At 66.9% G+C, this 23894-nt stretch carries 27 protein-coding genes; 5 read left to right on the forward strand and 22 right to left on the reverse strand.

What is annotated here, in order from left to right:
- Positions 1–4: 4 nt before the first annotated feature.
- From V4558_05345 to V4558_05435, 19 genes are all read right to left on the reverse strand, one after another.
- Entirely contained in the window at positions 5–1441 is a 1437-nt protein-coding gene (locus V4558_05345) for an ATP-binding protein (protein ID MES2304907.1), read from the reverse strand.
- Positions 1438–2136, reverse strand: a complete 699-nt coding sequence (locus tag V4558_05350) for a response regulator transcription factor (GenBank protein MES2304908.1) — start codon at positions 2134–2136, stop codon at positions 1438–1440. Before V4558_05350 ends, V4558_05345 begins: the two co-directional genes overlap by 4 nt.
- Positions 2137–2172: 36 nt before the next feature.
- Positions 2173–3339: a hypothetical protein gene (locus V4558_05355; protein ID MES2304909.1), complete on the reverse strand. Its 1167-nt coding sequence runs from the start codon at positions 3337–3339 to the stop codon at positions 2173–2175.
- A gap of 231 nt (positions 3340–3570) precedes the next feature.
- On the reverse strand, positions 3571–4782 hold the full coding sequence (locus V4558_05360; protein ID MES2304910.1) for an ABC transporter permease: 1212 nt from the start codon (positions 4780–4782) through the stop codon (positions 3571–3573).
- Between the two features lie 3 nt (positions 4783–4785).
- Positions 4786–6294, reverse strand: a complete 1509-nt coding sequence (locus V4558_05365; GenBank protein ID MES2304911.1) for an efflux RND transporter periplasmic adaptor subunit — start codon at positions 6292–6294, stop codon at positions 4786–4788.
- Entirely contained in the window at positions 6291–7016 is a 726-nt protein-coding gene (locus V4558_05370; protein ID MES2304912.1) for an ABC transporter ATP-binding protein, read from the reverse strand. The genes V4558_05365 and V4558_05370 overlap by 4 nt, the downstream gene beginning before the upstream one ends.
- Before the next feature lie 32 nt (positions 7017–7048).
- Positions 7049–8416 (reverse strand): TolC family protein, encoded by a 1368-nt coding sequence (locus V4558_05375; GenBank protein ID MES2304913.1) that lies wholly within the window; start codon positions 8414–8416, stop codon positions 7049–7051.
- A complete protein-coding gene (locus tag V4558_05380) occupies positions 8403–8879 on the reverse strand; it encodes a hypothetical protein (protein MES2304914.1) in 477 nt (158 codons plus the stop codon). The genes V4558_05375 and V4558_05380 overlap by 14 nt, the downstream gene beginning before the upstream one ends.
- The gene (locus V4558_05385; GenBank protein ID MES2304915.1) at positions 8876–9199 is read right to left on the reverse strand and encodes a hypothetical protein; all 324 of its coding nucleotides are present in this window, start codon (positions 9197–9199) and stop codon (positions 8876–8878) included. Before V4558_05385 ends, V4558_05380 begins: the two co-directional genes overlap by 4 nt.
- Entirely contained in the window at positions 9192–9746 is a 555-nt protein-coding gene (locus tag V4558_05390; GenBank protein ID MES2304916.1) for a sigma-70 family RNA polymerase sigma factor, read from the reverse strand. Before V4558_05390 ends, V4558_05385 begins: the two co-directional genes overlap by 8 nt.
- Before the next feature lie 28 nt (positions 9747–9774).
- Positions 9775–11187 (reverse strand): phospholipase D-like domain-containing protein, encoded by a 1413-nt coding sequence (locus V4558_05395; protein ID MES2304917.1) that lies wholly within the window; start codon positions 11185–11187, stop codon positions 9775–9777.
- Positions 11184–11693, reverse strand: a complete 510-nt coding sequence (locus V4558_05400) for an HD domain-containing protein (GenBank protein ID MES2304918.1) — start codon at positions 11691–11693, stop codon at positions 11184–11186. The genes V4558_05395 and V4558_05400 overlap by 4 nt, the downstream gene beginning before the upstream one ends.
- 80 nt (positions 11694–11773) lie before the next feature.
- Positions 11774–12121 carry a hypothetical protein gene (locus V4558_05405; protein ID MES2304919.1) on the reverse strand — a complete coding sequence of 116 codons (348 nt, stop codon included), beginning with the start codon at positions 12119–12121 and terminating at the stop codon, positions 11774–11776.
- A 65-nt stretch (positions 12122–12186) separates the two neighbouring features.
- The gene (locus tag V4558_05410) at positions 12187–12636 is read right to left on the reverse strand and encodes a peptidylprolyl isomerase (GenBank protein ID MES2304920.1); all 450 of its coding nucleotides are present in this window, start codon (positions 12634–12636) and stop codon (positions 12187–12189) included.
- Positions 12637–12764: 128 nt separating this feature from the next.
- Positions 12765–13400, reverse strand: coding sequence for an endonuclease III (nth, locus tag V4558_05415; GenBank protein ID MES2304921.1), 636 nt, complete (start codon positions 13398–13400; stop codon positions 12765–12767).
- A gap of 43 nt (positions 13401–13443) precedes the next feature.
- On the reverse strand, positions 13444–15162 hold the full coding sequence (gene polX / locus V4558_05420; protein MES2304922.1) for a DNA polymerase/3'-5' exonuclease PolX: 1719 nt from the start codon (positions 15160–15162) through the stop codon (positions 13444–13446).
- Positions 15163–15165: 3 nt separating this feature from the next.
- Positions 15166–15813 (reverse strand): hypothetical protein, encoded by a 648-nt coding sequence (locus tag V4558_05425; GenBank protein MES2304923.1) that lies wholly within the window; start codon positions 15811–15813, stop codon positions 15166–15168.
- Complete coding sequence (locus V4558_05430; protein MES2304924.1) at positions 15810–16658, reverse strand: alpha/beta fold hydrolase; 849 nt, start codon at positions 16656–16658, stop codon at positions 15810–15812. Before V4558_05430 ends, V4558_05425 begins: the two co-directional genes overlap by 4 nt.
- Positions 16658–17116 (reverse strand): GAF domain-containing protein, encoded by a 459-nt coding sequence (locus V4558_05435; protein MES2304925.1) that lies wholly within the window; start codon positions 17114–17116, stop codon positions 16658–16660. Before V4558_05435 ends, V4558_05430 begins: the two co-directional genes overlap by 1 nt.
- Positions 17117–17182: 66 nt before the next feature.
- On the opposite strand from V4558_05435, the gene V4558_05440 reads away from it, so the two are divergent.
- Genes V4558_05440 through V4558_05455 form a run of 4 tightly spaced genes read left to right on the forward strand, consistent with a single transcriptional unit; the run spans position 17183 to position 21209 of the window.
- A complete protein-coding gene (locus V4558_05440; GenBank protein ID MES2304926.1) occupies positions 17183–17752 on the forward strand; it encodes a hypothetical protein in 570 nt (189 codons plus the stop codon).
- A complete protein-coding gene (locus V4558_05445) occupies positions 17749–18471 on the forward strand; it encodes an energy-coupling factor transporter transmembrane component T (protein MES2304927.1) in 723 nt (240 codons plus the stop codon). The genes V4558_05440 and V4558_05445 overlap by 4 nt, the downstream gene beginning before the upstream one ends.
- On the forward strand, positions 18471–20126 hold the full coding sequence (locus tag V4558_05450; protein MES2304928.1) for an ATP-binding cassette domain-containing protein: 1656 nt from the start codon (positions 18471–18473) through the stop codon (positions 20124–20126). Before V4558_05445 ends, V4558_05450 begins: the two co-directional genes overlap by 1 nt.
- Before the next feature lie 9 nt (positions 20127–20135).
- Positions 20136–21209, forward strand: coding sequence for a HEAT repeat domain-containing protein (locus V4558_05455; protein MES2304929.1), 1074 nt, complete (start codon positions 20136–20138; stop codon positions 21207–21209).
- Here the strand turns inward: V4558_05455 and V4558_05460 are convergent, their stop codons facing one another.
- Positions 21210–22286, reverse strand: a complete 1077-nt coding sequence (locus tag V4558_05460; GenBank protein ID MES2304930.1) for a M20/M25/M40 family metallo-hydrolase — start codon at positions 22284–22286, stop codon at positions 21210–21212.
- Positions 22287–22331: 45 nt separating this feature from the next.
- On the opposite strand from V4558_05460, the gene V4558_05465 reads away from it, so the two are divergent.
- Positions 22332–23087 carry a lysophospholipid acyltransferase family protein gene (locus tag V4558_05465; GenBank protein ID MES2304931.1) on the forward strand — a complete coding sequence of 252 codons (756 nt, stop codon included), beginning with the start codon at positions 22332–22334 and terminating at the stop codon, positions 23085–23087.
- Here the strand turns inward: V4558_05465 and V4558_05470 are convergent.
- Both V4558_05470 and V4558_05475 read right to left on the reverse strand, forming a co-directional pair.
- Complete coding sequence (locus V4558_05470; GenBank protein MES2304932.1) at positions 23084–23299, reverse strand: hypothetical protein; 216 nt, start codon at positions 23297–23299, stop codon at positions 23084–23086. The genes V4558_05465 and V4558_05470 overlap by 4 nt on opposite strands.
- Positions 23296–23757, reverse strand: coding sequence for a DUF411 domain-containing protein (locus tag V4558_05475; GenBank protein MES2304933.1), 462 nt, complete (start codon positions 23755–23757; stop codon positions 23296–23298). Before V4558_05475 ends, V4558_05470 begins: the two co-directional genes overlap by 4 nt.
- Positions 23758–23894: the final 137 nt, after the last annotated feature.

Raw genomic sequence — 23894 nt, forward strand, 5'->3', positions numbered from 1 at the left:
CCCCTTACACCATCAGGGCGCGGGTGGATCCCGGCAAAGGGAGCTCTACCCAGAAGGTCGACCCCCGCCCCGCTTCCGAAACCACGCCGACACGCCCGCCCTGCGCCGCCGCGAGCCGGCTCACCAGCGCCAGGCCAAGCCCCATTCCCCCCGTGCTCTTGGCGCGCGAGCCATCGACCCGGTAGAACCGTTCCCAGACGTGCGGCAGGTGCTCGGGCGCGATGCCGATACCCGTATCGGCCACGGCAAGCCGCACCATCTCACCGACCCGTGATGCCGACAGCGTCACCGTGCCCCCATCAGGAGAATAGCGCCGGGCGTTCTGGACCAGGTTCCGGAGGATCTGCCCCAACCGTCGACGATCGGCGCGCACGGTCAGGCCGTCTTCGCCCACGGAGACCTCGATCGTGGCCTCGCCCGGCACTGGGGGAAAAGCCGCAGCGGTCCGCCGCAATTCTTCCGCGGCAGAGAGCGCCTCGAGGCTGAGCGGCAACTCGCCCGCATCGGCGAGCGAGAGGTCGCGCAGGTCATCGACCAGCTGGTTGAGGAGCCCGGCCTCTTCCTGCAGGGCGAGCATCAGGGAGTCATCCGGGGCGCGCAGTCCATCGCGCACCGCCTCGACCAGCCCGATGATGTTGGTGAGCGGCGTCCGCAGTTCGTGCGCAACATCGGTCACCATCTGTCGCCGTTGTGCCTCCGATGCGCCGAGCTCTTCGGCCAGCGCGTTGAACGACCGACCGAGCTCGGCCACTTCATCATCCCCACGCACTTCCACTCGCGAGTCCAGCTTCCCTTCGCGAAGCGCAGCCGTGGCACGCGAGAGTGCCCCGACTCGACCGAGGAGCGGACGCGCGATCAGCGCCGTCACGAGGGCCGAGAGTAACGAACCCACGAGCACCGCAATCGCGATCCGGCGACTCAGCTCCTCCGAGGGGCTGCGTCCTGACAGCCGGCTCGAACTCACCGAACGCTTGAGCGCCGGAATCAGCACCAGCGTCTTCGGCGCCGAGGCGGTGCCGAACGGGTGCCCCGAAATGGCGACCATGATCCGCTGCGTCGCCGAGCCCTTGGTGACCGACTGGGCGTAGCTCACCATCCCGCCACCGCGAAGCTGCAGGGCATCCGCGGCGAGATCGGGGATCGAGGTGCCGAGCACGCGCCCATCGCGATCGAGCACGGCGCCGCCAAGCAACATGCTGTCTGCGGCGGTAATACGACCAAGCGCCGCCGAGACGCCAACCGAATCGCCCGGTGTGACGGCCTCCACTGCGCCGATGAGGGACCGGGTGAGCGAGTCGAGCCGGCGATCGATCCGCGTCTCGACCGAGACCCGTTCGAGTTCGGTGATCGACCACCGACCGACCAGTAACGCGAGGGCGACCATCGCCGCAACCACGAAGAGCCAGACCACGACGAAGAATCGTAGTTGCAGCGATTTCACGTGACGGCCTCCGCGCCGAGTCGATAGCCCTGGCCAAAGGAGGTCTCGATGAAGGCGTCGGGTGCCGTCACCAGTGGCTCGAGTTTCCGACGGAGGTTGCGGACGTGCACATCGACCGTCCGGTCGAGCGCTTCGCGCGAGCGGCCCGGCAGCCGGTTCAGCAATGCCGCCCGTGAACAGACACGCCCAGGATGTTCGGCGAGTGCGTGCAGGATTTCGAATTCGCTCGGAGTCACCTCGAGGAGCGCATCGCCCACCCTCACCTCGCGACGCTCGAGATCGAGTTGCAGGATGCCGGCGCGAACCAGGTCGCGCTGCCCCGGTGGCGTCCGCCGCAGGATCGCGTTGGCGCGCGCCACCAGTTCACGCGGCGAGAAGGGCTTGGTGATGTAGTCGTCGGCGCCCCCCTCGAACCCCTCGAGTCGCTCCTCTTCGAGGGTGCGCGCCGTGACCATCATGACCGGCACGCCGCTCTCGGCGGTGAGCTGCCGGCACAGGGTCAGTCCATCGACGCCGGGAAGCATCCGGTCGAGGATCAGTAGGTCGAAGGTGCTGGCCCGTGCACGCTCGAGCGCGCGCGTGCCATCCCCCTCGACCCACACCTGGTGTCCGGCGTGTCGCAGGTACAGCGCAATCACTTCAGCCGTCCGGGCATCATCTTCGACGACCAGGATCCGACCGGCCTGCGGCACCATTGCTCCCACGGCGATCTCCCCTCGTTCGCTACTGGATCATAGTGGGAGCGGGTAGCGCTCAAGCAGCTGCAGGTCATCGCTGTTGATATGCGCCACGTAGACCGAGGCCGCACCCATCCCTACCACGATCCGGTCGGCGGGAAGGCGGACGCTCGTCACGAGAGCCCCCTGATCGTTGAAGACATCATAGAGCGCCGTCTTGCCAGCCGGTTGATAGCGCCGGGCCCAGAGGCGTTCCTTGCCATCGACAAAGAGCTGGCTCGGATCGAACGGGGGCTTGGTGGCCGGGAACGACGAGGCCGCCGGCCCATCATCACCACGAGGCCGACCGCGCGACAGCGAGAAGGTCTGTTCGCCGTTGCGATTCTCGACGCCAATGTTGATCTGCCCGCTCCGACCCAGATCCTCCGAATACTCCTTCCGCTCTGCCTCGCCGATCTTCACCGGCGTGTAGGCCACCGGGGCCCCGACGCGCCGGGCACCGCCACGAGGAATCACCTCGACGCGATAGGTTCCGCTCCGGACCAGGAACACCGTACCCGCCTGGCTCACCGCCCAGCCATCGGCGGCCGCAAGCGGCACCGGCGACATCCGCTGCTGTCGCGAGTTGGCGCTTCCCGACTCGGTCCGCTTCATCTCGGCGGCCTTGAGACTCGCAATGCGCGTGGTCTTCTGGGTTGCGCGGTCAAAGCGGTTGAGGGCAACCGAGTCGCTCCCCGGTCCGCCGCGGAAGTAGATCCCGCCGGTGCGATCGACGCCGCCCGGAATCATCACCGTAACGCCACCACCAGGCCCGCCGGCGCCACCGCCTTCGCCCCCCATGATCGGTGTCGTGTTCCCGAGCTTGCCATTGGGCGCCACCAGCGTGAGCCGGTTGTTGCCGAGATCTACCAGCAGCGAGGAATCAGCAGCGAGTGGCCAGATGCCATCGGGCTGGAGATACTCGCCTGGTCCGCGGCCCTTGTGGCCGAGGGTATCAGTGCGCTTGAAGGCCTGGTCGATTCGCATCAACACGCCGTCGAGTGAGGCGGCAGCGAGAATGCTGCCATTGGCCTGTTCGCGCACGCCGCGGATGAGAGAGAACTCGAATGGATGCGACGCGTTCGGAGCGCCGAGGGGAATCTCGCGCACCTGCGCCGCGAGGGGGCCGGTCGCCACGAGAACCGCAAACAGGGCGAACCGGATGGATGATGCGCTACGCATGAGCCTGCTCTCCACGAGAGGGTGTATGCGGGCATTCTACGAGCGCCGTGTTAAGACCGTGTGAAGGGGGGCGAAACGAAAACCGCCCCTGGGGTAGGGGCGGTTCGTTGGGATCATTCCAGTCGCGCATCGGGGCGCCGCGTGGGGGGCGCAGCCGTCCGCGATCCTACCAATCGCACACCAAAGCGCCGCCGCAGGGGCGCAGCATGCTGCGCCCCATACGACGGAATTCTACTCGTACCTTAAGGCCTGAATAGGGTCCAGCGACGCCGCGCGCCGTGCCGGCCAGAGTCCGAAGAACAACCCGACCAGTGCCGAGAACATGAAGGCCACGATGATGGCCGTCGGCGAGATCAGCGTGGTCGATCCGTACTGCTTGCTCACGAACACCGACATCCCGATGCCGAGGGCAATGCCGAGGACGCCACCGGAGACGCAGAGCACCAGGGCCTCGATCAGGAACTGGCTCAGGATCGTCAGCTTGGTAGCGCCGAGCGCCTTCCGGATGCCGATCTCCTTGGTGCGCTCGGTAACCGAGACCAGCATGATGTTCATGATGCCGATGCCGCCGACGAGCAGCGATACCGCGGCAATCGAGAGCAACAGCGTCGAGAAGGTCTCGGCGTTCTGTGCCGACGTCGCCAGGAACTCCTTGGGCGAACGGATCTGGAAATTGTTGGGGCCGCCCGGGCGGATCTTGTGCTCGCGCCGCATGATCCGCTCGACGTCGACCATTCCCTGTTCCATCGGCAGCTTCTCGTTCACGATCACCGAAATGGAGCGGAGACGGTCGGTGCCGAAGACACGGTAACGCGCGGTGCTGAGCGGAATCAGGATCTGTTCATCCGGATTCTGAAAGCCCTGCGAGCCCTTGGCGCTGAGAATGCCGATGATCTCGAACGGAATCCCGCGGATCGCGAGCGTCTGGCCGATGATCGCGGGACCGTTGGCGTCGAGCAGCTTGGGTACATCGGCGCCAATCACGGCGTAGCGCTGCTGCGCCGCGTCATCACCGTCGCTGAACATCCGGCCCGCGGTGATGGTGTAGTTGCGCGCACCGGCATAGTTCGCCGAGGTGCCCACGATGCTGGTGTTGATGTTCTTGTTGCCGAACACCACCTGCTGATTGCGCCCCATCTCGGGCACAACCGCCGTGAGCGTCGTCGCGTCACGCTTCAGCATTTCCGCGTCCTTGACGTACATCGGGGCGCCGTCGCCGCGCGCGGCGCCCATCGAGAATCCCTGACCCGGGTTGATGGTCACCAGGTTGGCGCCGAGCGAGTTGATCCGGTCCTGCACCGCCTTCTGGGCGCCACTGCCCATCGCCACCACGGTGATCACGGCGGCTACGCCGATGATCACGCCGAGCATGGTGAGCATCGCGCGCAACTTGTTCGAGCGAATGCTCTGGAATGCCACACGAACAGTTTCGCCGATGAGCATCTACTACCTCCCGCCCGGAGCTTTGCCACCGCCGGCCGGTGCTGCACCGCCAGCCGGCCGGGCACCTGCGGCAGGAGGCGTGGTCGACTGGCCCGGAAGCCCGCCGGCGGCGCCCTTCATCCGCGTCTGCAGATCCTGCTGCGACTGCACGAACGAGGCGCTCGGCAGCATCAGCACCGAATCCTTCTCGGTGAGACCCGACTTCACTTCGGAGTAGTCGAGGTCGGTAAGGCCAGTCTTCACGTAGACGGGCACCGGCTTTCCAGCGCGCTGCACGAAGACGATGTAGGTGCCGCCGAACTCGGCGTTGCCACCACCGCCGCCCCGACGCATCCCGCCGCCGCGATTGCCGCCACCCGTCCCCGCGCCAGCCGGGTTGCCACCACCGTTCCCACCTCCATTACCCCCGGCCGCGGGCGCGCCCGCGCCCTGCTTCGCGCCGCCCTGCCTGGCCGCCGCATCACCCTTCGGCGCTGCAGCCGACGGGTCGCCGGCCGGAAGCACTTCCTTCTTGGCGCTATCGCCGGCCGTGGGAGCCGGCTCGACGGCGGCCTTCGCCTCGGCGAGCATCCGCGTCAGGTCGGCATCGGCGATGCCGAGCACGGTACCCGCGCTCTTCACGTCACGCTCGGTGCGGAGCGCGGCGTTTGGCACGGCCAGCACATTCTTCCGCTCGCCGACCTGCATCTTCACTTCGGCGTTCATTCCCGGCTTGAGCAGCCCGTCCTTGTTGTCGATGCGGATCAGCACCGGGAACATCGTGACGTTCTGGATCGTGTCGGCCTGCGGCTCGATCTTGAGCACTTCGCCGCGAAACGGACGATTCGGGAACGCATTCACGGTGACGTTGGCCGGCAGGCCCGCACGCAGCTTGCCGATGTCGGTTTCGTCGACGTAGGTCTTGATCTGCACCAGCGAGAGGTCGGCCATTGTCAGCAGCACCGTGCCGCCGCTCGCCGTGTTCGGCGAGGAGATCACGTTGCCGCGCTGCACCTGCTGCTCGATCACGGTACCGGAGATCGGCGCGAGCACTCGGGTGTCGCCGAGGGTGATCTTGGCATTCTCGAGGGCGATGGTCTGGCGCACCACATCGGCCTTGGAATTCGCCACCGCGAGCGTCGCGGTCTCCAGCTCCTGCTGGGTGATCGCCTTGGCGGTGAAGAGTTCCTTCGCGCGGTTGAGCTGACCCTGCGCGTTCGCCAGCTGCGCCTTGGCCACTTCCTGATTGGCCTGGGCGGTCTGCATGTCGTTCTGCGGGATCCGCTGGTCGACCTGCACCATCAGGGTGCCGCGCTTTACGAAATCGCCGGTCTGGACCTTCACATCGAGAATTTCGCCCGAGGCCTTCGACTTCACCTGGACGACCGTGTCGGGGTTCACGGCACCGGCGGCCTGCGCGGTGACGATGATATCACGCCGCTCGACGGCCACGGCCTGATAGACCGGGAGCGGAGCGGGCTTGCTGCAGGCACCAACAAGAGCGACGAGGGGCAACACACGAGCGAGCTTCACGCGACAGCCTCCACACTACTGCCGTCGCTGGACACCTTGCCGTCCCGGAGGACGATCTGGCGCTTGGCGTGTGCGGCAATATCAGGTTCATGAGTAACGAGAATGATGGTCTGACCCTGACGATGCAGTGTCTCGAACAGGGCCATGATTTCCTCGGAGGTCGCCGAGTCGAGGTTACCGGTCGGTTCGTCGGCGAGCAGGATCGACGGCCGGTTCACCAGCGCCCGGGCAATCGCCACACGCTGGCGCTGACCACCCGACAGTTCGTTCGGCTTGTGATCCATGCGGTTGCCGAGACCAACCTGCGAGAGCGCTTCCTTCGCGCGCTCGCGGCGTTCCTTGCCGGAGGCGCCGGCATACACCATGGGCAGCTCGACGTTCGCGAGCGCCGAGGCGCGCGGGAGCAGGTTGAACGTCTGGAAGACGAAGCCGATCTCCTTGTTCCGGATCCGGGCCAGCGCATCGTCATCCAGCTCGCTCACGCGATAGCCGTTGAGCCAGTATTCGCCTTCCGAGGGCGTGTCGAGGCAGCCGATGAGATTCATCATCGTCGACTTGCCGGAGCCGGACGGCCCCATGATCGCCACGAACTCGTTGCGCCGGATCGTGATGTCGACACCCTGCAGCGCGCGGACCCGTTCGGTCCCCATCAGGTATTCGCGCTGCAGGTTCCGGGTCACGATCACGGCATCGCGCGGCACGTCGGCCGGGAGTGCTGCCATCCGTTCGGCAGTGTCGCGCAGATCCTTTTTCATTACGGCAGACTCCGCCCGAGAATACTCTCGATCTGGACCTTGGCGCGGAGGTAGGCGTAACGCGCCTGCACCGCATTGACTTGCGCCTGCGTCAGGTTGGTCTGGGCCTGCAACAGTTCAGTGATGGTGGCCACACCCTGGCCATACCGCGCCGTCACGACCCGCAGGTTCGTCTCGGCCGCCGTGGCCGACGTTTCCGACAGCTGGATCTGCGCCTGTGCGTTCGAGATCGCGGCGAACTGCGCCGTCAGGTTCGCGTCGATCTGGTGCTGCTGATCGAGGAGCGACGCCTGCTGGTTCTCGACCTGGATCTGGGCGTTCTCGATCTGGGTCTCACGCGCGAAGTTGGTCCACGGCGTGATCGTGAGGCCGAGGTTGAGCGACTTGCGCCCCTTGAGGGAGTAGTCGCTCTGCTTGTTCGCCGTGAAGTTGTCGCCGACGCTGATGCTGAGGTTCGGAAAGTACTGCGCCTTGTTCGACTTGGTCGCCTGTCGCAGCGCCTCGAGGGTCGCCTGCGCCGCGCGGAGCTGGGGCGACGACGCGCGCGCATCGCGACGGAGCGAGAGCGTGTCGATGGCCGCCGGCAGCTGATAGTACGCGGGATCATCGACCGCGCCCACGCGGCCATCAGCGCCGATCGCGCGGCCGAGCTGGGCCTCGTCGGTGGCCAGCGTGTTCTGGTGGCCGAGCATCGTGAACTTGGCGTTGTTGAGCGAGACCAGCGCGGAGAGCGAGTCGGAGATGCTTCCCGAGCCGGCCCGCAGCTTGGCCACTGCAACGTTGTACTGCTGCTCGGCGCTGAGCACGGCCGTCGAATCGACGGCGAGCAGGCGCTTGTCGGCCAGCACCGTGAGGAAGGTGTTGGTGACGTTGAGCGTGTTGGTGAACTTGGTCGACACCAGCGTCGACGTCGCCGCATCCTCGCGTGCCCGCGCGGCCTTCAGATCGTAGTTCCGGATGAAGCCGTCGAAAATCGGCAGCGTCGCGGTCACGTTGAAGCCGTAGTTCGGATTCGAGCTGTTGCCGCTGATCACTTCGCCCGTGACCGGATCGAGGCGCGAGTCACCCGAGCTCATCAGCAGCGAGGCCTGCGGCGTGAAGCTCAGCTGCGGGACGAAGCGCCACTTGGCCGTGCGCACCTGCAGCTCGGCGCTGCGAATGCTGTTCGCCGATTGCACCACCGTCGGTGACACCTGCTCGGAGCGCTGGAGCGCCTGCGCCAGCGTCACCGACTGCGGTGCCGGGGCCATCGGCGGAAGGCTCTGCAATGCCTGCGAGGGCTGATTGCCCTGAGCCTGCGCCATGCCGGGAAGTGCGAGGAGCGCTGCAACGAGTGCGAAACGCAGCGGACGGTTAGCGCGGACCACGCGGACCTCCGCGGGGCGACTGTTCGCGCTGCTTCTTGCGGTTCTCATCCATAGCCGTGTTCATAGAGTCGTACCTTACCTGTTGCGGGGGAGTCAGGAGTGCGCGGACCTCGGTACGGGACTGCTGCCGGACGGTTTCGACGCTCGGCCGGATCGACTCGAAGAGCGAATCGACCTGGGGACCGATGCTCCGCCGGATGGTATCCATGGCGGCGGTACCCCGCTTGAAAATGGCAGCAATGCTGTCCCGTTGTACCGCGCTGGCGTCGAGCTCCTTGGCAACCCACGCCGCATAACCACCGGGCACCCCTCCGGGACCCCGGCTTCCTCCCTGACCACGCCAGATGAAATCGGCTTTGCCGGCACGGAAGGCCGCCGTGAGCCCCACCACACCGACCACCGTTCCAGCCACAAAGGCAACGATCAGCAGCACCATCGCCCGTGTGCGAGTCGCGCTGCTCACCGCGACTCCGACGTCATCGCGACGAGGAGGATGTCCGCACCGGGGCGTGAGCCTTCAAGGAGCTCACTGGCCACCGATGCCTCAGTCGTCGCGGTGGTCGCAACCCTGGACCATCCCCACCCCGCCAGCACCGTCGCCAGCGATGCTGCGACCAGCCCCTGCCAGAACCAGCCCGCCAGCTCGTCTTCCCACGCCGGCTTGCCGAGCCGGGCGCGCACCCGAGCCACGAACGCGCCGTCGTGCGGCAACGTCAGGGCATCGCGAATCGCTGCCCCAAGCTTCAGGTCAGGTGCGTCATTGAACGGCGACAGATCACTCATCCCACTCCTCCTTCACGGATCCAAGCACTTTCCTGAGCGCCCTTCTTCCGTGGAAAACATCAGACTTCACGGTTCCTTCGGGGATCCCCAGCAGGGTGGCAATCTCCGCCTGCGAATACCCTTCAGCATCAAACAGCACCACGGCCAATCGTTGCCGCTCCGGCAGGGTCGCGAGCGCGCTCTTGAGCCGCTCTCCCAGGTCCATCGCGCCGACTTCCCGGGCCGGGTCGTCGCGCGAGGCCGCCGCCACATGGTCGAGCGGGTCGGCGGCGCGGACCCTTCGCCTTCGTCGGAGATCCTTGGCCGCGTTGACCACGATCTGCATCAGCCAGGGACGGAACGCCCGCTTGGGGTCGTACCGGCCGATCGCCTGCCAGGCCGAGAGAAACCCTTCCTGGGCGGCATCATCGGCATCTTCACTGTCTTCCAGTACCGCATAGGCAACACGGCGGGCCATCGGCGCGTGGAGGGCCACCAGCCCTCCGAAAGCCTCTGCATCGCCCCTCGCAGCCCGAGCGGCGAGCTCGGCTTCATCCACGCCGGTCATACGCGGGAAACCCTGGGTCCGTTGAGCTTCAAGTCCGCCCCCGGTGGCCCAGTGCCCTGACAATCAAGGCCGCGGCAGTAAGGGTTGCCAGCCCTGCCGCCACGTAGGCCGCAGGCACCGGAAAGAGGACAAAGAGGGCAGCGGCCGCCAGCAACACCAGCGCGAGGGGGCCGAACAGGGTCGCCCGGGCGCCTCGGATCAACCCGCCAGCCGTGACAATCGCCTGCCGACGCCGTTCGCGGAAGGTCCGTTGGTGGGTCGGGTGCCCGTGAACCGGCCGCTTCTCGTGGGCCAGGGCCGGCGGGATCTCCCGACCGAAGAGCGTGGCGATCCGGCGCGGTCGGCGGACGACCTCACTGGCGAGGGTCAGGTCCTCGTGGAATTGCTTCTCCATCTCCTTGGCCAGGGCGGGATCCTCGATGAAGACGTCGAGCTCCCAGTTCGCGAGCAGCGAGGAGGCGTTCATGTTGCTCGACCCGACCCGAACCCAGCGACCATCCGCGACGATTGTCTTGGCGTGGAGCATCGGCCCCTGCCATTCATAGAGCCGGACCCCGGCCTTGAGCAGTCCGCGATAGCCCACCCGGGTCAGGTTCCGCACCATCCGGATATCGCTCGCGCCGGGGAGGAGAATCCGGACATCGGCCCCATCCCTCGCAGCATCGATGAAGGCCTGGTAGAGCCGCTGCGGCGCCGCCAGATACGCCTCGGTGACCCACACCTTCGACGCGCTGACGCCGAGGAGCAGGTCAATGGTGCGATAGGCACGCTCACGACCCGGTTCCGTGGCGACGACGCGCACCGCGATGTCGCCCATCGGGGGCACATTGCCGTTGATCTCGTCGGAGGGAATCGCGCTGCCGCCGGCAAACTTCCAGGCGCTTTCGAAGGCGGCGTCGAGCAGCCGCGCGGCGGGACCCTCGATCGAGACGCCGGTGTCCCGCCACGGCTGGATCCCTTTCTCCGGATTGCCGATCCACTCATCACCTATGCAGAGGCCACCGGTGACACCGCGACAGCCATCGACGACAAAGACTTTGCGATGGTCGCGCGACGCAAGCAGCAGCGGATCCCGCCATGACGGCGGACCGAAGGCACACACTTCCGCGCCCGCCTCGCGCAGTTCCCGCCAGAAGCGGCGCGGCGTACCGGCACAGCCGAGCCAGTCGTAGAGCACCCTTACCTTGATGCCCTCGCGCGCGCGCGCCATCAGGGCATCGGCGAAGGCCTGCCCCGTGGCATCGGCGTGAATGATGTAATTCTCGAGATGAATCCGCGTCGTCGCGCTGGCAATCTGCGCGTGCATCACGGCGTAGTTCGCGGCGCCATCAATCAGCATCTCGACGCGGTTGCCGGCGATGGAGTGGGTGCCGGACGCGCGACCCACGGCGCGATTCAACGCCTCGCCGGAGCTCTCACCCTCGGCAAGGATCGCGGTCACGGGCTGCCCAGGCCGAACTCCCGTTCGTGCGGACGCAAGGCAGTGAGCACGTCGGTCACCAGCGCATCGAGCGGCACGCCAAGCTGTTCGGCGCCGTTGCGCACGTCATCGCGATTGACGCCGCGCGCGAAGCCCTTGTCCTTCAGCTTCTTGAGTACCGACGGCGGCTCGAGATCCAGCAGCGACTTCGAGGGTCGCACCAGCCCGCACGCCACCACGAAACCCGTCAGTTCATCGATCGCGAAGAGGACGCGCGCGAGGTCACTCACCCGCGCCGTATTGGTGAACTCTGCGTGCCCGAGAATCGCCTCGCAGCCATCCTCGGGAAATCCGTGCGACCGAAGGTAGCGTACGCCCTCGGTGGGATGTTCCTGGTCGGCGGCGCGATCGTTGTTGGGATAGCGTTCGTAGTCGAAGTCGTGCAGCAACCCGACCACGCCCCACCATTCGGGGTCAGCGCCGTACCTTGGCGCCATATGCCGCATCACCACTTCCACCGCGCGCATATGTCCGCGCAGCGCCGCCGACGGCGTCCAGCTGCTCACCAGCTCCCAAGCCCGCTCCCGCGGCCAATCCGCGTGCGCGCTCAATGCATCCCCGTCGGCATCACGGCGACTCCCACGTGAAATGGCACCCGCGCCGCTTCGACGTGATCAAGCGAGACCAGAAAGACGTAGTCGCCGGCGAGCGGCAATGGCAGATCAAACACGAAGACGGCCGACGTCTCGACGTCGACGACGCCGGCAGGCGGCTCGTTGACATCCATGACGCCGGCCTGCTCGAGCAACACTTCGCCCGAGGGGTCGACCAGACGCACCGCGAGCTCATGACTCCCGAGTTCGGTGCGCCTGCCGCGCAAGTGCAGCACCAGGTGCGCCCGTGGATGCATCGCGGGAACCTGGCCGACCACGACCTGTCGCCAGATCCCCAGCACGGAGAGCTTCCCCTGCTGGTCGACCAGGGCGTAATCGGCGAGAACCGCAAGATCGACGAGCGTACTCAGCTCACGCGAATCGAGGTGATCACGTCGCCCTGACGGATCGCGTTCACGACATCCATCCCGCTGGTCACCTGCCCGAAGACGGTGTGGACTCCGTCGAGGTGTGCCTGCGGCGAGTGCGCGATAAAGAACTGCGACCCACCGGTGTTCTTCCCGGCGTGGGCCATCGAGAGCGATCCGGCGCTGTGCTTGTGCTTGCTGGTGTCGGTCTCGCATTTGATGGTGTAGCCCGGCCCACCGGTCCCCACGCGCGGATTCTTGGGATCCTTCGAGAGCGGATCGCCCCCCTGGATCACGAAGTTGCTGATCACGCGGTGGAATCGGGTGCCGTCGTAGAACTCGCTGTTACCCAGCTTCTCGAAGTTCGCAACCGTGCCCGGGGCGTCCGCGTCGAACAGGTCGGCGGTGATGGTACCCTTCTCGGTTTCAATGATCGCAGTCTTAGCCATTCGATGGATCCTATTGGGGTTGAACTCAAATATACGATGACGGATGATAGATGACAGATGACGGATAATGGCCAATCTCTTGAGGGGCACGGATTCGCCGCAAGCGGTCATCCGTCATCTGTCATCAGTCATCTGTCATCCTGCCTGCTCGGGCAGATATCCGCGAGCACACACGCATCGCACCTCGGCCGGTTCGCAATGCAGACCCTCCGCCCATGCCAGATCAGCAGATGCGAGATCAGCGTCCAGTCATCCTTTGGAATCAGTACCATCAGGTCGCGCTCGACCTTTTCGGCGTCGCTCTCGCGCGTGAGCTTCAGCAGGCGTGTCAGCCGCAGGACGTGGGTATCGACAGTGACCCCTTCCTGGCTGTCGTAGGCGTTGCCGAGCACCACATTGGCGGTCTTGCGGCCCACTCCAGGCAAGGGACGCAGTTCCGCCATCGAGCGGGGTACCACGCCGTCGTGGTCGGCGACCAGCGCGCGCGCCATCCCGAGCAGGCTCTTCGCCTTGTTGCGGAAGAAGCCGGTCGATCGGATCACTTCCTCGACCTCGGCCTGCTGCGCCGCGGCGAGCGCGAACGCGTCGGGCCAGCGGCGGAAGAGTTCAGGCGTCACCAAATTCACTCGGACGTCGGTGCACTGCGCCGAGAGAATCGTCGCGGCCAGCAACTCGAACGGCGTGGTGAAGGTCAGCTCGCAATGCGCGGCGGGATATTCCGCCTTGAGCCGCGCCAGGATCTCGAGGGCGCGCTCCTTTCGCAGCGCTGCCGATTCGCGCCCGCCCCGCTTCAGCACGCGCCCTCGATCAGGGCCGCCGCGCCGCGGCGAAGGCGAGGAAGCCGGCCGTGTCGCGACAGTTGAGGAGATCGGGCGGGCCGAGGCCGCCTTTGCGCGCGATGCCGACGCCGTACTCCACGTTCGCGAGCCCAGCGAGGTTGTGCGCGTCGGAGCCGATCGAGATCGCCACTCCTGCCGCACGCGCTCGACCCAGCACGCGCCAGTCGAGATCGAGACGGTGCGGATCGGCATTGATCTCGATGGCGACCTTGTTGCGAGCCGCGACCTCGAACACCCGGTCGAGATTGATGGGGTACGGTTCGCGCGCCAGCAACAGGCGCCCGGTAGGATGCCCGAGGATGGTCATGTAGGGCGACTCCATCGCGCGACAAACCCGGTCGGTCATCTCCTGTTCGCTGAGGTTGAAGCGCGAATGGATTGATGCGATGATGAAATCGAATCCCGCGAGAATGTCGTCGGGATAGTCAAGCAGCCCATCGACGAGGATGTCACTTTCAATCCCCTTGAGCACCCGGATGCCGGGATTGGTCGCGTTGAGCGCGTCGATCTCATCCCATTGCCGGCGAAGATCATCGGGCGTCATTCCACCAGCATACGCGGCCGCACGCGAGTGGTCGGTGATGCCGACATACTCGTACCCCTCGGCCCGGCACGCGGCCGCGAGCTCGGCCGCGCTGTTGCTGCCATCGGAATACGTCGTGTGACAGTGGAGGAAGCCGCGCAGGTCACCCCGCGTGAGCAGCGCCGGCACCGGCAGCCCAAGCTCGGCACCGCTCTCGCGCAGCTCCGGCGGAATCCATGGCAATCCGAGTGCGGCGTAGAGCGCCTCTTCGGTGGGCGTCGGAATGAACTGGCTCCCCTTCCAGAGCGCAGTGCCCGCGAGGTTGTAACCCAGCTCCTTGCCACGCTGCGCGAGCGCCGCGAGATGGCCATCTGCGCCTGTGGCCTGGACCAGCACGGCGCCGAGATTCTGCGGCGGTGTCACGATCACCTGCACACTGCTGCCGCCAGCGAGCCGGAGCGTCGCGCGTCGCTCATCCTGTCCGGCGATTTCGCTCGCACCGGGAAATGACGCGAGCTGCCGGAAGACTTCTTCCGCGGGCGCATCGGCCACCAGCACGATTTCCAGGTCGCGCACGACCTCGGCACGTCGCCGGACATCACCGGCAACGTGTACGGAGAGAATGTGCGGCAGCTTGCCCAGCGCCTCCGCCACCGCGTGCGCTTCCTGCGCCGCGTGATGAGAGAGCCGCCACTGGCTCGCCGCACGCAGGAAGGTGATCCCACGCAAAATGTTTTCGGCGGTGCGCTGGCCGAAGCGCGGGAGTGCCGCGAGGCGACCATCGCGCGCGGCAACCTCAAGCTCGGCAAGCGTCTCGATGCCGAGCGTGGTGTGCACTGTGCGGATCTTCGAGACACCAAGGCCGGAAATCGCGAGCATCTCGACCAGCCCCGGCGGAACATCTTCGCGCAATTCCTCGAGCAGTTCCGCGCGGCCAGTCTGCACCAGTTCGGTGATCACCTGCAGGATGGCGGGTCCGATCCCTTTCGCCTCGGCCAGCGAGCCGTCGGCGATCGCGGGGTCGAGTTCGCCCGGAAACCCTTCCACCGTCTTGGCCGCACCGGTGAAGGCCCGGACGCGAAAGGTGTTCTCCCCCTTGAGCTCGAGGTACGCGGCAATCTGTTCGAGTGCGCGCGCGACACCGGTCCGATCCATCACCGCCATGACCTATTCCTCCGCTCGACCGGCGGCACGCCAGGCGAGCAATAGAAGTTCTTCCGGAGCAACCACCGCAAAGAGTCCCGCGGTATCGCCACCCGGCATCATCGGCGCAAAGAGCGCGCTGCCATCCTCGCGCTGTACCGGCCCCGGTGCGCCTCCTTCGACCACCAGGAGCGAAAGCCCAGGGCGACCAGGATGCACGCCAAAGCAGGCCACGATGCGCAGGCCGCCGTTCACCGGTATCACGAACCAGCCATCGAGCGGTTCGAAGACGTCGCCGTCGTCGAGCTGGCCCCAGATCAGTCGCGGCGCCACCTGAATGTACGCCACGGTCGCCAACGGCAACGCGGCCGCGTCCACCGCGCTGCTGGTCGCACTGCACAGCGCGCGGGTCTCGGCCTCGTTCAGCGCCCGCAGTGGGCATCCCGCGTCCCAGAAGCGATACGCCGAGTGGACGAAGGCGACGAACTCGTCGATGCCATCGCCGAGGCCTTCGTCGGGGCGCAGGTCGCGCAGCACTTCCACCGCTGGCCCCGACAGCAGAAAGGTGTCGAGATCAACCTCCGCTGGTACCGCCGCGCGGATGGCCGGGAAGCGCTCCTCGGCCAGAATGCCGAAGACGAGCTGGAACGGGTCGGAGGCAGGTGATGTCATTCGCTGGGCAGGAAGGGATCGAGTGCGGCCACAAATTCCTCCTCGGCTTCGACGTACGGCACGTGACCGCACGCCGGAAGGACGATCAGGGGCGCTCGCAATGCCACAGCGGTCGCCTCCGCCGTCGACAGTGGAATCGGATCATCATCGCCGTGGACCACGAGCGCCGGCACCGTGAGCCGCTCGAGCGCCGGACGGATATCGAAATCGTCGCCAAGCGAATTCCAGACTTCCTGCTGGGTCCGGCCGGTGATCCGGAACGGCGTGAGTTCCCGCGAGCGCGCCGGGTCGTGGAAATATCCCGCCACGGCCAGTTCGAAGAGGCGCTGATTGTACGCCGCGAGGTCGCGAGAGCGGAGACCGCTCGCCTGCAACGCGGCGCGTTCGGCCTGCAGTGCCGGCGTGTTGTTGCGCGCCGCCAGCGCGGCTTCGTAGCCGAGTCGCTCGGCCTTGGCAGCGGGTGCGGGTGAGACCAGCGCGAGAGAGGCTACGCGTGCGGGATAGGTCACCGCGTAGAGCATCGCCAGCAACGCGCCCCACGAATAGCCGACGAGATGGAGTTGCTCCAGCCCCCACACGTCGCGCAGCGCCTCAAGATCGTTGACCTGCTCGCGCCATCCCACCGGCACATCGCGCGCCACCGCGGACTGCCCGCCGCCGCGTTGATCGTAGTAGATGAGGGTGCGGCCGTGCGCGAGACGATCGAACCCGGGCAGCAGATAATCGTGATGCGCTCCGGGGCCGCCATGCAATACAACCACCTCGGGGCCACTGCCGATCCGCCGCTCGAAGATCGAGACGCCGCGCACCTGGCGTGTGAATGTTGTTGCGTCCGTGGCGGCCATCAGAGCAGGACCGCGAGTGCCTCGGCCACCTGACGCACGGCGTGGACTTCATCCTCGGTGAACGGATCGAGCACGTCGGAGTCGACGTCGATCTGGCCCAGGATATGAGTGCCGCGCCGGATCAGGACGACGAGCTCCGATCGGGTAAAGAGATTGCAGGCGATGTAGTTCTCGCGTCCCTGCACGTCGCCGACATTCTGGTCTTCGCCAGTGGCCACGGCCGTGCCGCACACGCCTTTCCCCACGGGAATGCGATCGTGCTCGGTGTCACGGCCGCTCCACGCCTCGAGCACCAGCTCCGAGCCGTGCAGCATGTAGAGGTACACCGACGTATAGGGCGCCCCCGACTCGCGAATGAGTTCGGCGGCGAGGGTGAGCATCTCCCGCCGCGGCGTCTCCTTGCTGAAGGCGGAATGGAGACGCTTGACGACGTGAGCGGCATCGAGGACTGCTGGCATATCAGGCTTTCCCGGGGTCAGACCGTCTAGATTCTACCAATCTTCACCTCGGGCTCCCACCCCCGCATGTCACCTCGCCTCTTTGCGCTCGTGCCGGCCGCCGTCGCCATCAACCTGGTGGTGGGCCGGATTGCAGCAGAGCTCTCCCTCCCGGTGTACCTCGACACGCTGGGAACGATGCTTGTGGCCGTCCTCACGGGGCTGCCCGGCGGCGCGCTCGTTGGCACCGTGAGCCAGCTCTTCGCGGGGATGCTGTCGGGGTACATCTGGCTCCCGTTCGTGGCGGTGCAGTGGGCCATCGCCCTGCTGGCGGCGCTGGCGGCACACCGCGGCGGTTTCGCGACGCCGTTCCGGAGCGCGGCATGGGGGGCCGCGTGCGGAGTCGGCTGTGGCCTGATCTCGGCCGCGATCTCCTACCTGCTCTTTCGCGGGGTCACGGTCGGCGGCGTCACCGCCATCGGCGCCCTGCTCCGCGGCCTGGGCCTGCCACTCTCCACGGCCGTGGTGGTGGCCTCGCTGATCACCGACATCCTCGACAAGACGATCGCCTTCCTGGTCGTCGGGGCGCTCCTCCGCGCGATGCCCAAGCGCATCCTTGGCCGATTCCCGATCGCCGCTCGAGCGGTGGGACGGTGAAGCGCGCACATCCGTTCACGGGTGGCGCGGTGGCGCTCGCGCTGATTGCCCTGGCGCTGATCCTGCCGGCACCCCGCGCGACCATCGCCCTCTACCTCGCGATCTGCGCCGCGGCGGCGATTGTCGGCGCGAAGCGGGCGATCTGGCTCGGATTGCTCGTGATCGTGCCGCTCTGGATCCTGCTCTTCGTGATGCACGGCGTCCTCGGTGAAGCGCCGCGCATCGCGATGCCGTGGGGCGGCACACTGTCGCAAGCCGGGCTCGCCTGGACGCTCGAACAGGGAAGCCGACTCGGCGCCATCGTGACCGCATCGATCGCCTTCGCCGAGCTCTTCGATCCGCATCGTTTCCTGCAGGCCGCCATCGAACGACGCTGGCCGTGGAGCGCCGCCTTCCTGCTGGTGGCCACGCTCGATGCCGCCGATCGCTTCGGCGATCAGGCGCGTCGACTGCGCGAAGCCCAGCGCACCCGCGGCCTGCGCGTGCGCGGATCACTCGCCGTGCGTGCGCGCGCCGTGCCCGCGCTGGTCTTTCCGCTGCTGCTCGCCTCACTCACCGAAGCCGATGATCGCACCCTCGCGCTCGAATCGCGCGGACTGACGGCGCACACCGCGCGCACCGCGATCGACCCACCGCACGACTCCCTCCTCGATCGCACCATCCGCTGGGGGGCGCTCCTCGTGGTGCTCGCCACCGCATACTGGCGGCTGCGCGGCTGATGCGTCTCACGGCGACGCAGCTCTCGTTTCGATATCCGGCACAGGAACACCTCGCGCTGGAGCGCGTCGACATCGCCATCGAACCCGGCAAGGTGACCTGGCTCACTGGTGCACTCGGCAGCGGCACCAGCACCCTGTTGCTTACCCTGGCCGGCCTCGCACCGCGCATCACCGGCGGCGAGCGCAGTGGCGTGGTCACCTCGGATGGGCACGATCCGGCGGTGCGTCATCCGCTCAGTGACGGAGTCGCTTATCTCGGCCCGTCGCCGGGATTGCAGCTGAGTGGCGTCGCGAAGAGCGTGCGACACGAGGTCGCGGTTGGCCCGATGAATCTCGGCTGGCCGCGCGATCGCATCCTGGAGGCGGCAGACCGTGCGATGGAACGATTGCACGTCGCGCATCTCGCCGAGCGCGCTCCCGGTGCACTCTCCGGCGGCGAAACGCAGCGTGTATTGATCGCCGCATTGCTGGCGGCCGCGCCGCGCGCGTGGTTGCTCGATGAACCCTTTTCGGCCCTCGATCGAGCGAGCCGGATTGCTGTCGGCTTCTTGCTTCGCGAACTCGCGCGTGATGGCGCGACGGTGGTCGTGAGCTGCGACGACGCCGATGCGATGCTCGATGTTGCCGATCGAGTGGTTGTGATGCGACGCGGCAGGGTTGCGCTCGATGGCGCCCCGCAAACGCTGCTCGCTGGCCCTGCATTGCCGGCCACTGGAGCGAGCACCACGGATGCCGCCACGATCGCAGCGGCGGCACAGTTCGACACGCCGTATCCGCTCACGACGCCGGCGCTTCTCGCGCTCGTCGGAAATTCCGAACCGAACCGGCCGACCGCTGACGTCGCCGTGCCCGCCATCGCTGGAGATCGACTCCTGCTTGAACAGGTCGAATTCGCGTACGCCGGTGGCGCGCCGGTGCTGCGGCAGACCTCGCTTCGCATCGGCGCCGGTGCAGCGGTGGGACTCTTCGGGCAGAATGGCGCAGGCAAATCGACACTACTCCGACTCGCGATGGCGCTGGAGCAACCGAGCGCCGGCAAGGTCGAGACGCTGGGCGAGAATACCCGCGGCCGGGGGCCAGAAGATCTGGCGCCACGAGTCGGCTTCCTCTTCCAGCAGCCAGAGCGCCAACTCTTTGCTTCGTCGGTCCGGGCCGAGTGTGCCGTGGCACCGACCCTCGCGGGATGGGATGCCGCCCGGATTCGCGCCGCGACCGACGCGGTGCTCGCCGAGCTCGAACTCCTCGACGTGGCGGCGGAACACCCCTACGACCTGCCGCTCCCCCGTCGCCGGCTGGTGGCGCTCGCGTCAATCCTGGTGACCGATCCGATACTCCTCTTGCTGGACGAGCCGACGGCCGGTCTCGATGGCGCGACTCGCGGCCGGGTGACAGCCGCAGTGCGGAGCCGGGTGGCACGAGGGGGGGCCGTCCTGGCCATCACCCACGACGCGACTTTCGCTCACGAGGCGCTCGACCGCGGCCTCCACCTCGAGCAGGGGGCGATCACCTTCGATGGCCCGGTCCGCGATCTGTTGAATGACCGCGACCTGACCCGGCCGGCGGCGCTCGCAGTCGCCCTCCAGCTGGGGCTGCCGATCGGTGCGGATCGGCGTAAATCAATCGTCAGCGTACTTACCTCAGCCCGGCGGATGTAGACTTCCAGTATGCCCGTCCCACTGACCGCACTCTTCGCATCGGCTCTGCATCAGGTCCGCGCCTCGGATGGCGATGCTGCCGCGATGGATCGCGCGCTGTCGCTGCTGGCCCGCGCCGCCGGTGGGACGCCGGTGACGTTCGAGGTGATGGGCGACCGCTTCATGGTCAACGATATGCCGGTCTCGATGGAGGCCCCGGGTGTGGTGCAGGTGGTCGAAACGTTCCGAGGCCACGATACCGCCCGGCTCTCGCTTCCGGGCGGGCTCGAGCCCCGGCACTGGCGCGAAGTCGCCGAGATCTTTGCCTCCGCCGCCGGGCTCTTCCCCGGACCGCTCCACCTCATCGAGGCGCTCCACGCCGCCATTCCTGGCGCCGAGATTGTGTCGGCCGGCCTTCGGGGCGGGGTGATCGATTCGAGCAGCGGTGACCAGATCACCGATCTCTTCGCCGCGATGTCCGCGCCTGGCGTGAATCTGGGTGGCGACGACCTGATGGGCGGGAGCGGCGATCGCGGGGAGCTTTCTCAGCGACTCGATCCGCTGCTCGCCGAAGGGCGCGCCGCCTCCGACGCCCACGACTACGAACGGCTCGCCGCCGCGCTGATCGACCTGCACGCGCTCGAACATTCGTGTGACGATGCGCATCGCTCCATCATTGTGCGCGAGCGGCGTCGGATGGTCTCAGGCGATGATCTCGAGACGATGGTGCGGATGCTGCCACGCGTCGGCGCCGACTCGATGGTGGCGCGGGCGATCATCAGCGCGGGTCGCGACGGTGTGGAAGCGATCATCGAAGTACTGAACAGCGCCGAAGGACGTCCCGAGCGCCGCGCCTACATCGAGGCGCTCGCCGCAGCCCCGCACGCCGAGGAGCAGATCCTCAAGGCCCTCGGCAGCCATCGCCCCGACCTCGTGGCGGCGGTCGCCGAAGCCGCAGCGCGCCGCCATATGGTGACGGCGGTCCCTGCGCTCGGTCATCTGCTCAAGCACAACGATGCCAACGTGCGCACCGCCGCCTACCACGCGCTCGAGCGCATCGGCACGCACGAGGCGTTCGAGGCGCTCCACGGCCGGGGCCGTTAACTAGCGCGGCACGAAGTCAGTGCTGCTGTCGATCCGCCGGGCAAACGCCGCGAGCAGTTTCGCGGCGTTCGTCACATCTTCCAGCGCCACCAGTTCGTTCGGCGAATGCATGTAACGCAGCGGCACCGAGACCAGACCGGTGGCAACGCCGTGATGCGCCGTGAAGATGGCGTCGGCGTCGGTGCCGGTGTATTTGGCCGCGCCCTGAATGGTGTAGGGGATCTGTTCTTCTTCCGCAGTCGCCAGCAGCAACTCGAACACCACTTCGTTCACCGCCGCGCCGCGCGCGAGCACCGGCCCGCCACCAAGCTTCACGTCACCGTGCCGCTTCTTCTCGATCCCGGGAGAATCAGTGGCGTGGGTGACATCGACCACGATCGCCGCGCGCGCCTCGAGCGACGTCGCCGACGTGCGGGCACCACCGCCGGTGTAGGCGATCTCCTCCTGGGTGGTGGCGACAGCGGTGACCGGGAGCTTCGGGCGATCGGCCGCGAGCAGGCGCAGCGCCTCGAGCACCACGAACGCTCCGATCCGGTTGTCGAGCGAGCGTGAGACGACGCGATCATTGGGGAGGCGTGTCACCGTCGCGCCGAGCACGCCGGCGGTGCCGATCCCGACATGGCTCAGCGCCTCCGCCCGGCTCTTCGCGCCGATGTCGATCCAGAGATCGTGCGGCTTCGAGAGCTTGTCGCGGTCGGCCTGATCCATCAGGTGAATCGCCTGCTTGCCGATCACCCCGGCCACCGCCCCGTTCCGGCCCAGCAGCGACACCCGCTGGCCGACGAAGACCTGCGAATCCCAGCCACCAATCGGCTCGAAGAAGCAGAAGCCGTCGTCATCGATGTGGATGATCATCACGCCGATCTCGTCGATGTGCCCGGCGAACATCAGCCGGGGGCCATCGCGACCGGCGGAGCCGGGAAAGATCGTGGCGAAGGAGTTGCCGCTGACATCGGCAGAGACCTCGTCGGCGAAGGCGGCGGCTTCGCGCCAGAGGCGAGCGGGTGCGCGCTCGAAGCCGGACGGGCCGGGGGCATCGAGCAGGCGGCTGAATACGGCGTATTGGTCGGGATGCATGGGGGTAGAAGCTAACAACGGCGCTCCCTTTTACCTTTTGGCCCGATGCCAACACCCGCCTCGCCCCTGCGCACTACGCTCGCGTCGATCTGGACCTGGTCGATGCTCGGCCTTTCCATCGCCGTGCTCTTCCCGGTGGTCTCCCTCTTCCGGATCCTGGGGTGGCCGTTCGACCGGGTGAATTACGCCGGCGGCAGGATCTTTCGCTGGGTCGGACTCTGGACCACGATGACGACGCCGCGCTGGAAATTCTCGGTGCGCGGAGCACCACCCGCCGACCCGCGACGGCCGTACGTCGTGGTGGCCAATCACGAATCGTTCTCCGACATCCTGCTGCTCTGTCATCTCCCGTGGGAGATGAAGTGGCTCAGCAAGATCGAGATCATGAAGATCCCGGTGCTCGGCTGGGTGATGTGGATGGCCAACGACATTCCGGTCAAGCGCGGGCGGGCATCGAGCATTCGTGACGCGATGGCCGCGTGTCGCGAGCGACTCGCGCAGCGTTGTTCGGTAATGATGTTCCCCGAAGGGACTCGCTCCCTCGACGACAACCTGCTGCCGTTCAAGGACGGCGCCTTCCGCCTCGCGATCGATGCCGGCCTGCCGATCCTGCCGCTCGCTATTCACGGCACGCGCGACGCGATCGCCAAGCACGACTGGCGCATCAATCCGGCGGTGGCGGTGGTGGAGATCCTGGAGCCGATCGAGAGTGCGGGGAAGACCACCGCAGTGCTGCGGGAAGAGGCGCGCGCGCGGATCGAAGCTGCGCGCAACGCCTTGCGAATCGAGATGAAGGGCTAGCCGCGCCGGGCCTCGCGCAGCGCCCGCATGCTGGGCACCAGCACCGCCAGCGTCGCCAGTACCCAGAAGAGCCCCAGCGTCAGGCGTCCGTTGCTGGTATGAGCCAACGGGGTCAGGAAGTAGACTGCGAGACCGAACGCGTCCACCAGCAGGACGCCGAGCACCATCCGCACCATCGCCGCCTTCATCAGCGACAGCCGGTCACCACTCATCGAACAGCGTACCGCTTGGCGTGACCGGTCGCGTCAAACGAGTAGATCGTGTACGGCTCCTTCCCCATATCCATTCCCGGCGACGCGCCCGGCATACCCGGCGCCGCGAGTCCCTTCACGCCAGCGGGCTTTTCCGCGAGCAGCTTCTTCACCAGGTCGGCGGGGACGTGGCCCTCGATCACATAGCCGTTGATGAATGCCGTGTGGCACGACTGCAGTTCGGCCGTGACACCATTCGCGCGCTTGAGCCTGGTGAACTCATCCTGGTTCTCCACCGTGACGGTGAAGCCGGCCTTCTGCATGTAGGTCACCCAGGCAGCGCAGCAACCACACGAGGCCGACTTCACCACGCGGAGGTTGAGCGGGGCGGGCGCGGGGCCGCGATGCCAGGCTGCGAGTGAGGTGGCGCCGGCGACGAGGAGCAGGGCGGTGAAGAGGAAGCGGAGTCTGCGGATCACGGGAAGCTCGGGAAAGGAGACGTAGGGAAGATAAGCGAGGGACTCGTTGGTGGTGCCGCCCTTGGGCGGCACGGGTATCAGATTCGAACCAGACTCTGCTGGTCGGTAATACCGGTGCCGCGCAAGCGCGGCACCAG

It is taken from the genome of Gemmatimonadota bacterium (assembly GCA_040388535.1).
Classification (GTDB): domain Bacteria; phylum Gemmatimonadota; class Gemmatimonadetes; order Gemmatimonadales; family GWC2-71-9; genus Palsa-1233.

Excerpts from the sequence above, each read along its gene's own strand:
- V4558_05355 (MES2304909.1), bottom strand. The coding sequence starts at position 3,339 with ATGCGTAGCGCATCATCCATCCGGTTCGCCCTGTTTGCGGTTCTCGTG.
- polX (MES2304922.1), bottom strand. The coding sequence starts at position 15,162 with ATGGCGGTGATGGATCGGACCGGTGTCGCGCGCGCACTCGAACAGATT.
- V4558_05360 (MES2304910.1), bottom strand. The coding sequence starts at position 4,782 with ATGCTCATCGGCGAAACTGTTCGTGTGGCATTCCAGAGCATTCGCTCG.
- V4558_05440 (MES2304926.1), top strand. The coding sequence starts at position 17,183 with ATGTCACCTCGCCTCTTTGCGCTCGTGCCGGCCGCCGTCGCCATCAAC.
- V4558_05410 (MES2304920.1), bottom strand. The coding sequence starts at position 12,636 with ATGGCTAAGACTGCGATCATTGAAACCGAGAAGGGTACCATCACCGCC.
- V4558_05400 (MES2304918.1), bottom strand. The coding sequence starts at position 11,693 with ATGCGCGCGGTGGAAGTGGTGATGCGGCATATGGCGCCAAGGTACGGC.
- V4558_05470 (MES2304932.1), bottom strand. The coding sequence starts at position 23,299 with ATGAGTGGTGACCGGCTGTCGCTGATGAAGGCGGCGATGGTGCGGATG.
- V4558_05425 (MES2304923.1), bottom strand. The coding sequence starts at position 15,813 with ATGACATCACCTGCCTCCGACCCGTTCCAGCTCGTCTTCGGCATTCTG.
- V4558_05370 (MES2304912.1), bottom strand. The coding sequence starts at position 7,016 with ATGGCAGCACTCCCGGCCGACGTGCCGCGCGATGCCGTGATCGTGACC.
- V4558_05350 (MES2304908.1), bottom strand. The coding sequence starts at position 2,136 with ATGGTGCCGCAGGCCGGTCGGATCCTGGTCGTCGAAGATGATGCCCGG.
- V4558_05460 (MES2304930.1), bottom strand. The coding sequence starts at position 22,286 with ATGCATCCCGACCAATACGCCGTATTCAGCCGCCTGCTCGATGCCCCC.
- V4558_05435 (MES2304925.1), bottom strand. The coding sequence starts at position 17,116 with ATGCCAGCAGTCCTCGATGCCGCTCACGTCGTCAAGCGTCTCCATTCC.
- V4558_05430 (MES2304924.1), bottom strand. The coding sequence starts at position 16,658 with ATGGCCGCCACGGACGCAACAACATTCACACGCCAGGTGCGCGGCGTC.
- V4558_05385 (MES2304915.1), bottom strand. The coding sequence starts at position 9,199 with ATGAGTGATCTGTCGCCGTTCAATGACGCACCTGACCTGAAGCTTGGG.
- V4558_05450 (MES2304928.1), top strand. The coding sequence starts at position 18,471 with ATGCGTCTCACGGCGACGCAGCTCTCGTTTCGATATCCGGCACAGGAA.
- V4558_05455 (MES2304929.1), top strand. The coding sequence starts at position 20,136 with ATGCCCGTCCCACTGACCGCACTCTTCGCATCGGCTCTGCATCAGGTC.
- V4558_05465 (MES2304931.1), top strand. The coding sequence starts at position 22,332 with ATGCCAACACCCGCCTCGCCCCTGCGCACTACGCTCGCGTCGATCTGG.
- V4558_05390 (MES2304916.1), bottom strand. The coding sequence starts at position 9,746 with ATGACCGGCGTGGATGAAGCCGAGCTCGCCGCTCGGGCTGCGAGGGGC.